Source organism: Flavobacterium fluviatile (assembly GCF_010645065.1).
GTDB classification, from domain to species: domain Bacteria; phylum Bacteroidota; class Bacteroidia; order Flavobacteriales; family Flavobacteriaceae; genus Flavobacterium; species Flavobacterium fluviatile.
Map to the genome: position 1 here is coordinate 23452 of NZ_JAADZW010000009.1, position 12135 is coordinate 35586.

Below are 12135 nucleotides of genomic sequence, written 5' to 3' on the forward strand. Positions count from 1 at the left end.
TTTACTTTTTATATGGTTCACCAGCAATCCACATGTGAAAAAGTTCATTACTTTTTAAAATTTCTTCTTTCTCACTTTTACTTCCTGTTGCAAATTTATGACTTATAGAATCAACATGCTTTATTCCTATCCTTAAATCTTTACGTTTAGTCTCAAAAAATTTATTTTCATAGACTGCTAAAAATGCACCAATTGTCAAGAGCTTACTTGAAAGTGCCGAAACAATAACTTTTGTTCCACCAAAAATTTTGAGAGATTGGCAATGTCTTTCTATTGTATTACTTATTAGCCGATAAACTTGAAAAGGATTTTGCTCATCGGCATAGATTATATTTTTCATATCAAAGTCATTATCATTAAGTAATTTATCTTGATAATGATTTATCAATTCATCTCCTCGACGTAAATTTTTTGATGGGAAAGGTAGTACAACACATGTTGAAACAGGGTTTACCGAATTTCGGATCTTTTCATACTGCTCCAATTGTTTCTCTCCCAAAATTGCAATCCAGACTTCTTTGAATTCTTGTGTATTTGTTAGATCTCTAATACTTAACCCATGTATAAACTCCGCCGACTGTTCAACTCCCTGATCTTGTATTAAAGCGTCTAGCATATAATTTTCGGTAACGATTACATGTAAATTAATTACAGTATCTTCATAACTATCAATTAGATTTAAAATTTTATGTAAAAGTGGAATAAACACTCCTCTGGGAATTGCGCTAATATCAACTACAATATCGGAGTATGGCTTCAAGACATCTATGGAGTCAACAATTCTGTGAGCGTTTATAGACGCAATACTTTTTTGTTCAGCTCTCGTAATTAATGGTGTCGTTGTCCTTGAAACATTGTCAATTTTGTTTAAAAAATCATTTAATTCAACTTCATGATCCTTAACTTCTTTGCTTGAAACATCATTGTCTTTTTCTTCTTCGCTTTGAAAATATCTTATTGATAACACATCACGTTTCCCTGTACCGTTTATACCATAAATTGTTTTAATACCGTTCAGTGTTCTTGGATCAAATCCTAGTCCATGTATATACAAAATATCTTTTTTTGTATTTAAATAATCTGTCCAGAATTCAATACAGTTATTTGAATGCTTATTTAAAATGTAATTTTTCCATCTCATAACTATAAGTCCAATGTATTATTTTTGTGATCACTTCCTCTAAATAAAAATTGTTTTAAATCAACCAACTTACGGCTTTTAAATTTACCGTTGTTAAGAGGTAAGTTATATTTTGCACAATATATTCGGTTTAAGTAAATTACCATAAGTTCATTTCCGGGAGAACCTTGTTTATAGTTTAGACGAAAATCTAAAAGATTATATGCGACACAGATAGCAATGCATTTCGCTAGCTGATGCATCGGGTGATTTACGTCGTTTATTGCTTTGTCTTTAAGAATAGCCCTATCGTACATTGTAATTGCAATTGCATTAATCCCTGGAGAATTCCATGCATTAGGCTTAAATGTCTCTTCTCGACAAAAGTCACCAATATTATCTAAGAATATTTTAATCTGGACTGCTGATGGAACACGAATATCGAGTTCTTTCCACTTTTCCGCAGTTAGTTTTTTAATTAATTGATCTTGTTTTTTAGGACTAATTGAAACAGGTTGACTTTTATTCTGAGAAATCTTTTTTAATTGATTTGTACTTATCGCTTCGAACAACTTTCCAGAAATATTCAAAAACTGCTCAATGTTTGATGAAGATAATCTGCTTATCTTTTGAAAACCATAGTAGTAAGGAAGTTTAAATTCTTCATGAAGAAACAATTTCGCACCATTCTCAATTTCAGAATCATCTTTACTCTCCAAATCGTCTTCATCTAAAAAATCGTCAAATTGCAAAAGTTGTTGATCTTTTCCGTGATCGCGATATATGAGTATCTCTAAACGTTTCCATTCTACTAAGGTTTCAATTTCAGAGCCTTCGTACTTTTCTCTAGTTTCGATCCACTTCGAATATTTTCTTCTATTGAAATTTGAATTAATTCGATTTTTGATCGTTTCAATATGTTTTTTTGCATCATCATTATAGTCTTTATCTATAATTTCAGACAGATAGGATGACAAATTTGTTGACTCACCTTCAGCAATTGTTGAAAGCCTTTTTTCAGCTACAGAACTTGCAAACTTCTGAAACTTAGTACCTTTACTCCAAAATTGTTCCAAATTCACCAAAACAAAGTCACGATTTACAATATTCCCTTCAGAAATAATTTCTTCCATACTTAGAGCTTGCAAGCGTTCTGCAACCCAAATATTAACATGACGTCTATCAATAATGTTTTTCATTAATACTTCCCTTTGGTTCGAACTCAAGTTATGTACGTCATCTAACATAACAAGAATTTTCTCCTTTAGAGGGGAACCGTTTAACAGTACATTCTTTTGATCAAACAAATGCAGAGCATAAAGTTCAATACTTTTATCTACTTCATGAGTATCTGTTAAAGAAATATTATCAATATCATTACAGATTTTTTCTTCATTTTCACAACACCAATCATATATTTTTTTCCCATTACTGATATTACGCAAAGGATTATACCCAGTCATTGCAGGATTTTGATTAATGATAATTTGATCCAGTTCTGTTGGAAACTCTAAATCTTTAATTTTACATAAAGAATATAAAATGGAAAGAATAATTCTTGTATTTAACAGTGAAAAAAACAGATGATTTTTAACAGCTTCGTCTATCTTAAGATATTCCAGTGTTGAATATTCATTGGTAAAAGGAATATGAGTTCCAATTAATAAAGGATTATCCTTTTCATCATAAATTCCAAGCAATTTTAGTTTTTTATAAATATCCGTTAAATGATGCTCGTCTTTCTGTTTATTTTTTATTCTTAATAATATATCAGGCGTAAACAAACGTAACAAAGTCGTTTTACCTCCACCTGGTGAACTTCTAATAATATTTACGATATCCCACAGAGGTTTATTCGTGTCAAAAATTTCTAATACGTCAGGACTAAATAACTGTATAAACTTGTCATCTGCTCCTATAGTTTCAGATGGACGGGAAAAAAATGGATTTATATCTATTCTCATAAAACTCGATGTCTTGGTATACGTGGAAATAAGCCTTTAAATATGTCTGAGTATTCATAGGTCCAAAGTAGTGGAACAGAATTATTAGGGGTATTATGCTCAAGAATTAGGGGTAAAGCACAGTTACTAAAACCTAACTGTATATTAGCTTGTGTATGCTTATCTTCAATTAAATCTTTATCATAGTAATCATCATTTAAGCACACATTAAAAATTTCATCATTTTTGTCAATAGTGTATTGTCCATCTAATTCATGCATGATGATTAACTCCGGCCTATGTTTATATAATTCAAAAAGTTTATCGAAGTTACTTTCAATTGTGTCCTTTGCTTGAGTGGAACATATATAAAGTATAATATAAATCTTTAGGTTTTGAGTATCAAATGCTGACTCTATTTTCGAACTGTCACTCTCACCAAATAAATCTCTGTACAGCCCTGCTATTTTTCCTTTTAATTCACCAGTTGTTTCTGAAGATTTCAGATACGAAGTGCCACTTGCAGAAAAATCATCTATCAGGAATAGGGTTTTAAATTTTGAATCTTCCGAATTTTTATCCAAATTCATTTGAAATGAATCTCCATTTAAGTCTTCAACTAATTGGTCTTGCATTTTTAAAATTCTCTGTTCTGACAACTCATATGTTAAGTAAATTTGCTCATGGCTTAATATACCAGTATTGGCTCTTCTGAAAATATCCAATCTTGCACCGTCACTTAACCCACAAAAAAGAGATTGTCTTTTTAAAATCGCGTATTCTTTTGAATCCTCTATAAATTTTAGCTTATATTTTGGAACGTTAAGATTATTAGCAGTAATTTTCATTAATATATACTGCAATTTATCTACGAAACAAGACTCAGCAATTAAATTAATTTCAGACGAAGATATATACACAATTCTATCCCTAACAAAATCAAGTGCTATTTTCTTGTCATATGAGTCAAATTGCTCAAGCCAAATGGCTAGTGTCTCAATAAATCGTAAACCTGCGGAATATTGCTGATAATTATCGTATTTATATCTTGCTAACGCTTGAAAGTACTTTATATATGACTGGGTTTCATCCTCATCTATTCCATGTATACCACTTATCACCTTATGAAGTAAAGCTTTTACAACATTATCTTTCATATCTTAATCTTAAAAAATCCGTCAAAGATTTTAGTTTTGTTTAAATATTCAAATGTCGAGTTCGTCGTTTTAGTACTTGCAGTCGAAAAATTCCAACACGATTCTGAATCTGCAGATACCTCATCAACGCTAAGAGAAAAAGGGTGACTTAATAATTCAAAATCATTTCCAGGAAATTGTCCTTTATCTCCAAAACATAAAATTTCGTGACTTTTATTTTTGCTAAATTGTTTAATATAATTTACAACATTTAATTTGGAAACATCTGGCCTTATTATAACATCAATTGAATGATCAGATTGCACACACAGTAGACCGGCAATATTCTGAAGATATACAAATTTTATAATTTCAGTTATAAATTCATTCGATGAATCATGATTCAGCTCTATTGTCAATTGCATTGACTTTAATTTGAGATTTATTTCATCCCCAAAATGAGCATTGAGTATGCCCCTCAATGGTTGGAGCGTTGAATTTATAGAATCATTTTGTAAAGGAACATGATCATCAAGTAGAAATCCTATTTCAGCTCCATTATAGTAACCGACAACAACATTGCCCCAATATTTTTGATCTATAACTTTGCGTAGATCGTTTTTAATTGACTTTCCTCGGCCTGTTGCAACGCCTATTACTATTTCGTTACTTAAGAATTGATTTAGTTTATTTCCCATTAGGATATTTAAGCCATTAAATCTCTCACTGGCATGGCATAATGTGCCATCGTAATCAAAAACTGCTGCATGAAATTTTTGATTATTTAGTTTCTTTTTGTAATTATTATAACTTGTCAGCCATTTCTCTTGCGCGTCAGGTTTTAATTGATAAAAAGATTGATTTCCTAATTTTCTTTGAATCGCAATTTTTGAAGAATCGTTACTGTTTTTCTTAAGTAAATTAAAATAATTTAGGTGATATAATTTACTACCATATTCAGGCACTCCAGGTCTGCCAGGGTCAATATTTTGTAAATCCCCCATAACTGAAGTTAAGTAAAACGATTTTATCAGAAGTTCAATGGCACTAAAGGAGTCTACACTAGTTGATCTTATTCTCAAAACTGGAACTTCACGTGGCAATAATCCTAGAGTTTTTTCTGCTAGTTCTTGATCGTCAGGTGTAATCAACGCAACAATTGCAGTTGATTGCATTCTTTTATCTATCCAATTATGTCTTCCATGTCCAAAATTTCTATAATCTGACAAAAGGACATTTCCTAAACCAGCTTCTGAAAACTTTGATTCAATATCAACTGCTACTGGCATACCCCAGTTGCCATACAAAACCTTAAACGTGAAATCTTTGTCAACCAAAGTAGCAAAACTACTAACTTCCTGTTGAAATAAGTCATTACTATTAAAAATCTCATCACCTATTATATTTCCATATGCTCTATAAAGAATTACAAAAAATGCTACTAACGAGTTTGTCGCCAGAAAACCATCTTTACCTATGGGATTTTCAAATTCTAAAATTGATTGTGCTCCAATTTTAGAGGTCAATTTATTTAATGGTGTATCTACTGACAAAGTAATTCCAGATAATTTTTTAGGATTTTGTTGGTTAGCATTTTTAAATGATGTTAATATATCTGTATTTCTGCCACTGGCACTTAGAAATAGTAAAGAGCACTTGTTGATGATATTTTGAGAATAGAATAGTTCAAGAGGAGTAATTGCTTTTCCAATTTGGCCAAGTGACTGATGTAATCTGGCCACAAAATGACATGCACTTAATGATCCACCAGATCCTACCACAAGCATTGGATATTTTTTGAGAATGTCAATCTCGGTTGTAAGATTTGACAAATCTAACTTGCAAGCCCACTCAAAAACTTGATTTATCGATCGCAATTCACTTTTAAACGGCTTTCCCATTGAGTCTTAATAAAATATTAGTAATTATTTTTTCAAAGTTTAAATGTACTTAAACTTAATTACTTTTACCATGCCACTACATAAATAAGTATAAATGAAAACTACACGCAAGTTAATTTTTCAATGCCTATAGTTTTATTTACCGTTTGTGTAAATTGTTACAAAAATATTTAAAAGGCCTGCTATAATAACAGCAATTACTGGTAGCCATGTTTTCCAATTATCTGCCCTATCTTTCTGTCTATCATGCAATTCAATTGCTATTTCAATTAATTTTTTAATTAGGTCATGCGATAACTCTCGTACACCATTAGTATTAGGTTCCGTTACATGCCTTGCAATTAAAGATATTCCATGTTGCTTAGATTGATCAACTCTGAAAAATTCGGGATGTTCAAGAACAATTTTCGTCCAACTTATTGAAGACTTAGGCGGCCCTTGTAATTCTTCTATAAGTCCATCTTCACCCCTATGACCTCTTTTATCTAATCCTAATACTTGTATTAATGCTATAACATCAGTTAGTCGATATTCTTTTAAATAAGGAGTCTTATTAATCATATGTAGTGACTTATTTTAAAATTATAAACTTAATATTTTAATCTAACGATATATCAAAAAATGTCCTACCAAAAATTATTAAGTAAAAAATGTTTAAATTTTTAAAGTATAAAAAAGGGAACGTTAAATTTAATTTATTTAGGCTTCGCGTGATTGTATTATTTTGCCAAACTTACAAAACTATTTTACTTTTCTGTTACGGTTTACCATAATGGCTATCATATAAATTGCAAAATAATTATTTTATAAATGAAATGTATATCCTGTAAATACACGTTTTAAATTTTCTTCGAGCATAAAAAAAGATGCCGAAGCATCTATTTATTCTTAAAACAAATCTTTTATATCAACCTTTAAGGCTTTTGCAATTAAAGTTAGAGTTTTTACCGTTGGATTCGTTTCTCCTCTTTCTATTCTGGCAACCTGATTTACTGACATACCAATTTCAATAGCTAATTTAGATTGAGAATATTGATCTTTTTTTTCTCTAATTTTCCTTATGGTAGCTCCAAGCTTAATTTGTACGTTATTTATTTCTTCTTCTTCCACATGTTAAATTTGCAGTATAAAAAAATATTAATCCTACACATATATGTGTAGTTGTTTGTTTTTTTTATTATATTTGTTTTTGAATTTATATATTTGCGATTCTTCACATAAAAATATTTGAAGCATTCGCTTAGAATCTCGACTTGAAAACTGGAAATTTAAAAGGAACGAGAGGATAAGTAAGATGCTCACGCCTATGGCGTGGGCTCACTTATTGTTCCTCGGTATTTCCAGTACCTCAAGTCAATAAGCTGAGTTCCGCGCCTTTTTTATTAGGTTCTTCATGGCTTGTATTTCTTAGCAATACTTTATATTAAAAATGACTTCGCATTATAAGAAAGTTTAATCTTAAAACTCGTTTATTTATGTAAAAAGAAATTTTATTATGACATTAAGTCGTTTACTTAATGCATAAAAAATGGCCCTCTACCAGCGACAAAACTTGTATAGAGGACCATAGCTAATCAAATTGTACTTAACTAACCAATCACAAAATTATGAATAATTTTTCATTTTTCATGGGTGGAAGAGCTCTCTATTGCCTAATTTCTCTAGGTTTTCTTTTGTCTTTTTCAACAGTGCTTGCCAAAAATCACTCTAGGCAAAGCAATGTATTATCCCAACAGCATAAAGTTCAGGGTACTGTCACAGATGGTACCAATCCTCTTCCTGGTGTTACAATCTCTATTAAAAATAAAAAAAACAATCCTGTAATTTCAGATTACAGCGGTCAGTTCTCGATCAACTCCTCGTCTTATGACACTTTAGTAGTATCATATATAGGTTTTAAAACGACACTTGTTCCAATACAAGGTCGTTTAGTGGTTGATATTGTATTATCATATGACACTACAACTTTACAGGAAGTTCGAATTAATGCAGGATACTATTCTGTAAAAGAAAGTGAACGAACTGGTAGTATCGCAAGAATTACATCAAAGGATATTGAAACGCAACCCGTTATTAACTTACTGGCAACCATGCAGGGACGTATGGCCGGTGTCAGTATTACACAGACTACAGGCGTTCCTGGGGGAGGATTTGATATTAAGATTCGTGGGCAGAACAGTTTGCGTACTGATGCTAATGCGCCTTTGTATATTATTGATGGTGTGCCCTACTCCTCTGATCCTATCGGCTATAATCAGACAGCCTCTACTTACCCAACTGTTACTAGTCCGCTTAACAGTATTAATCCTGATACTATAGAAAGTATTGAGGTTCTTAAAGATGCTGATGCTACGGCTATCTATGGTTCACGAGGTGCTAACGGCGTGGTTTTGATCACTACCAAAAAAGGAAAGGCAGGCAAAACTTCTTTTACTGTTAATGCTTCAAGCGGTGCGGGAACGGTTACCAAATTCATGAAACTTATGAATACTGAACAATATCTTGCCATGCGCAGGCAGGCGTTTGTAAATGATGGACTGAATACCTATGGCGCTGCCGACTATGACATCAACGGTACATGGGACCAAAACCGCTATACGGACTGGCAGAAGGAACTTCTGGGAGGTACCTCTGTACTGCATGATATTCAGGGAACGTTATCAGGAGGATCTGAACATACCCAGTTTTTGCTTAGTGGAAATTACCATCAGGAGACAACGGTTTTTCCCGGGGATTTTCTTTATAAAAAAGGCGGTTTGCAAGCCAACCTGAATCACCATTCTGAGAACAACAAATTCAGGGTTACGTTTTCGGCAGGGTATAATTCACAAAACAATGATTTGCCTGCTTTTGATTTAACATCAGAGGCACGTGCCTTGCCACCCAATGCTCCGGCACTCTATAAGCCAGACGGAAGCCTGAACTGGGAGAATAATACCTGGAGTAATCCGCTACGAAACCTTTATGCCAAATTTGAATCTAAAACCAAAGACCTTATTGCCAATACGGTTTTGTCTTATGAACTGGCTACAGGGCTGACCCTTAAGAGCAGTTTTGGCTATACTGATCTTAGCACGATTGAAACCCGTACGGCACCTTCGACGGTTTCTAATCCTGAACTAAATGTGAGCAGTGCTACCTCGGCGATTTATTTTAATACTACCAACCGCTCTTCATGGATTGCTGAACCACAGCTGCATTATGAAACCAAATTGCGTAGTGGCAAATTAGGGGTATTGTTGGGAAGTACTTTTCAAAACCAAACTACTACTAAACTTTTTGAATCAGGAAGCGGGTTCAGTTCGAACAGCCTGATCTATAATCTTGCAGCTGCAAGTAATGTCAAAGTTTTGCTGAATGATGAAACGCTCTATAAATATCAGGCGTTTTTTGGCCGAGTTAATTACAACTATCTGGAACGTTATATTTTGAACCTTACCGCCAGACGTGACGGCTCCAGCCGATTTGGTCCCGGAAATCAGTTTGCCAATTTTGGTGCCGTGGGTGCTGCATGGCTTTTTTCGAAAGAGGACTTTTTGAGAAATACATCCTGGCTGAGTTTTGGTAAAATACGAGGCAGTTACGGAACAACCGGAAATGACCAGATTGGGGATTATCAGTTTTTGAATACCTATACTACCTCAACGACCAGCTACAGCAATACAGCAGGTTTGCAACCAACGCGCCTTTTTAATGCAAATTTTGGATGGGAAACCAATAAAAAACTCGAACTGGCAATGGAACTGGGATTTTTGCAAGACCGGATTTTTACTACTGCTGCGTGGTATCAGAATCGATCTTCGAACCAGTTGACAGGTGTTCCGCTTGCGGGTACGACAGGCTTTACGGTATTGAATTCTAACCTTGATGCTACCGTGGAGAATACGGGATTTGAGTTTACGCTGAGGACTGTCAATTTTAATGGTGCCAACTTTAATTGGACTACAAGCCTTAACCTGACTTTTGCCCGTAATATACTGCTTCGTTTTCCGGGTCTTGAAAGTTCTGCATATAATCAGCAATACCGAATTGGTGAGCCACTAAACATTGAACTCCGCTATCAGTACAAGGGAATCAACCCGCAAACGGGCGTTTATGATTTTGTTGACCTTAATAATGACGGGATTATTTCTTTTCCTGATGACAAGCAAATTGTAACTGACCTGAACCCTACCTATTTTGGGGGACTCCAGAACCAATTGGGCTATCACAACTGGAAACTGGATTTCCTGCTTCAGTTTGTGAAACAGAAAAACACTACTTATCCAATGGGTTTTGCCGGACAAATGTCTAATCAGCCTGCCAGAATGGTGGAAAGCTGGACTACGCCGGGTGATAACAGCACTTATCAGGTCTATACCACGAGTGCCAATGCTGGCGCCATTACGGCAGATTACCTGTATTATCAAAGTGATGCGTTTATAACGGATGCTTCTTATATCCGTTTGAAAAATATTGCTTTGTCTTATGAGATTCCGTTGTCAACTAAACAGACCCAATGCAAAATAATGCTGCAGGGACAGAATCTTTTGACTTTTACCAAATACGAAGACGGTGACCCTGAGTTTACAAGTTCGGGCTATCTGCCCCCTCTTAAAGTACTAACTGCCGGAATTCAATTAACCTTTTAAAGCACTATTATATGAAAACGACATTACCACCCTATGTACATTTACTACGGCTTCCTTTCTTCTTGTTTTGGTTTGTCTCCTGCGATTCGTTTGTGGAAGTTGATTTGCCTAAAAGCCAACTCAACAACGAGAGTGTTTTTGAAACCAATGCAACTGCCACTGCTGCCCTGACTGATATCTATGCCAAAATAAGGGATAAGGGATTATTGACAGGTATTAGTAGTGGATTATCCAATCAGCTTGGCAATTATACTGATGAGCTTATCTGTTACGGCAATCCTGCGAATGCCACTTATAACTTTTACAACAATATTCTTCTGGCTTCTAATTCTTCCGTAAGCGATTATTGGAATACTACTTACAATCAGATTTATGCCGCTAATTCGATTCTTGAGGGCACAGCCAATAGTACTGACCTAACGGAAGAACATAAAAAGCTATTGCAGGGAGAAGCACTCTTTATAAGAGCACTGCTGCATTTTTATCTTGTGAACCTTTATGGCGATGTTCCGTACATTACACAAACTGATTACAAAATAAACAGTGTTGTGAGCCGGATGCCAACCGAAAAAGTATATGAAAAGATTATAAGTGACTTGGAGAAAGCTGTACTTCTATTGCCTGAAACGTACACTTCTAGCCTAAGAATAAGACCCAATCAATTAGCAGCAAGGGCATTGCTGGCGCGGGTCTATCTATATAACAATTCATTTGCAGAAGCGTCCAATGAAGCTTCTGCCCTGATTAACCAAAATGCTGTTTATACCTTAACGCAGAAAACAGACGACGTTTTTTTGCTTGGCTCTAAAGAGACGATCTGGCAATTGCAATCGGCTACTGCTACACAAAACACTAAAGAGGGTACTACTTTTATTTTTGTTGCAGGACCTCCTTCACTTACTTCCTTAACTCCTGCTTTGGTACATTCTTTTTCATCTACTGATTTGCGCAAAACAAGCTGGATTAAAACCGTTACCAAAGGTACCTCAACGTGGTACCATGCTTATAAATATAAAGAACGTTTAGTAAGTACTGCCTCTAAAGAATATTCAATCGTACTTCGCCTTGGAGAGCAATACCTGATCAGAGCCGAAGCAAGAGCACAACAAGGAGATTTAATAGGCGCTAAGGAAGACCTGAACATCATCAGACATCGTGCCGGACTGTCGGATACCACTGCCGAGAGCAAAGAGGAGATTTTAGATGCTGTATTACAGGAAAGAAAATGGGAATTTTTTACAGAGTATGGGCATCGCTTTTTTGATTTGAAACGCTTTGACAAGCTTGATTCTGCTTTATCAGGTATAAAGGCAGGCTGGCAAACAACAGATCAATTGTTCCCAATTCCGCAAACTGAGCTGAGTGTCAATCCTAACCTACGGCCTCAAAACCCGGGGTATTAAA

Annotated in this window: 8 protein-coding genes; 2 read left to right on the top strand and 6 right to left on the bottom strand. The window is 34.5% G+C overall.

Going from position 1 to position 12135, the window contains the following annotated elements; translation table 11 throughout:
- Window position 1 precedes the first annotated feature (1 nt).
- From GXM17_RS11155 to GXM17_RS11180, 6 genes are all read right to left on the bottom strand, one after another.
- Complete coding sequence (locus GXM17_RS11155) at window positions 2-1141, bottom strand: hypothetical protein (protein WP_163399417.1); 1140 nt, start codon at window positions 1139-1141, stop codon at window positions 2-4.
- 2 nt (window positions 1142-1143) lie between these two features.
- On the bottom strand, window positions 1144-3084 hold the full coding sequence (locus GXM17_RS11160; RefSeq protein ID WP_163399418.1) for an ORC-CDC6 family AAA ATPase: 1941 nt from the start codon (window positions 3082-3084) through the stop codon (window positions 1144-1146).
- Entirely contained in the window at window positions 3081-4220 is a 1140-nt protein-coding gene (locus tag GXM17_RS11165) for a phosphoribosyltransferase-like protein (RefSeq protein WP_163399419.1), read from the bottom strand. Before GXM17_RS11165 ends, GXM17_RS11160 begins: the two co-directional genes overlap by 4 nt.
- Entirely contained in the window at window positions 4217-6100 is a 1884-nt protein-coding gene (locus tag GXM17_RS11170) for a hypothetical protein (RefSeq protein WP_163399420.1), read from the bottom strand. The genes GXM17_RS11165 and GXM17_RS11170 overlap by 4 nt, the downstream gene beginning before the upstream one ends.
- A 135-nt stretch (window positions 6101-6235) precedes the next feature.
- On the bottom strand, window positions 6236-6661 hold the full coding sequence (locus tag GXM17_RS11175; protein WP_163399421.1) for a hypothetical protein: 426 nt from the start codon (window positions 6659-6661) through the stop codon (window positions 6236-6238).
- Window positions 6662-6988: 327 nt separating this feature from the next.
- A complete protein-coding gene (locus GXM17_RS11180) occupies window positions 6989-7210 on the bottom strand; it encodes a helix-turn-helix domain-containing protein (protein WP_163399422.1) in 222 nt (73 codons plus the stop codon).
- A 497-nt stretch (window positions 7211-7707) separates the two neighbouring features.
- Between GXM17_RS11180 and GXM17_RS11185 the strand changes: the two genes are divergently transcribed.
- Together GXM17_RS11185 and GXM17_RS11190 are read left to right on the top strand one after the other, a co-directional pair.
- Complete coding sequence (locus tag GXM17_RS11185) at window positions 7708-10731, top strand: SusC/RagA family TonB-linked outer membrane protein (protein WP_163399423.1); 3024 nt, start codon at window positions 7708-7710, stop codon at window positions 10729-10731.
- A gap of 11 nt (window positions 10732-10742) precedes the next feature.
- A complete protein-coding gene (locus GXM17_RS11190) occupies window positions 10743-12134 on the top strand; it encodes a RagB/SusD family nutrient uptake outer membrane protein (protein WP_163399424.1) in 1392 nt (463 codons plus the stop codon).
- The last annotated feature ends 1 nt before the right edge of the window (window position 12135 follow it).

What these genes read in the sequence shown, in the direction of transcription:
- GXM17_RS11185 (WP_163399423.1), top strand. Translation starts at nt 7,708, where the DNA reads ATGAATAATTTTTCATTTTTCATGGGTGGAAGAGCTCTCTATTGCCTA.
- GXM17_RS11190 (WP_163399424.1), top strand. Translation starts at nt 10,743, where the DNA reads ATGAAAACGACATTACCACCCTATGTACATTTACTACGGCTTCCTTTC.
- GXM17_RS11170 (WP_163399420.1), bottom strand. Translation starts at nt 6,100, where the DNA reads ATGGGAAAGCCGTTTAAAAGTGAATTGCGATCGATAAATCAAGTTTTT.
- GXM17_RS11160 (WP_163399418.1), bottom strand. Translation starts at nt 3,084, where the DNA reads ATGAGAATAGATATAAATCCATTTTTTTCCCGTCCATCTGAAACTATA.
- GXM17_RS11155 (WP_163399417.1), bottom strand. Translation starts at nt 1,141, where the DNA reads ATGAGATGGAAAAATTACATTTTAAATAAGCATTCAAATAACTGTATT.
- GXM17_RS11165 (WP_163399419.1), bottom strand. Translation starts at nt 4,220, where the DNA reads ATGAAAGATAATGTTGTAAAAGCTTTACTTCATAAGGTGATAAGTGGT.
- GXM17_RS11175 (WP_163399421.1), bottom strand. Translation starts at nt 6,661, where the DNA reads ATGATTAATAAGACTCCTTATTTAAAAGAATATCGACTAACTGATGTT.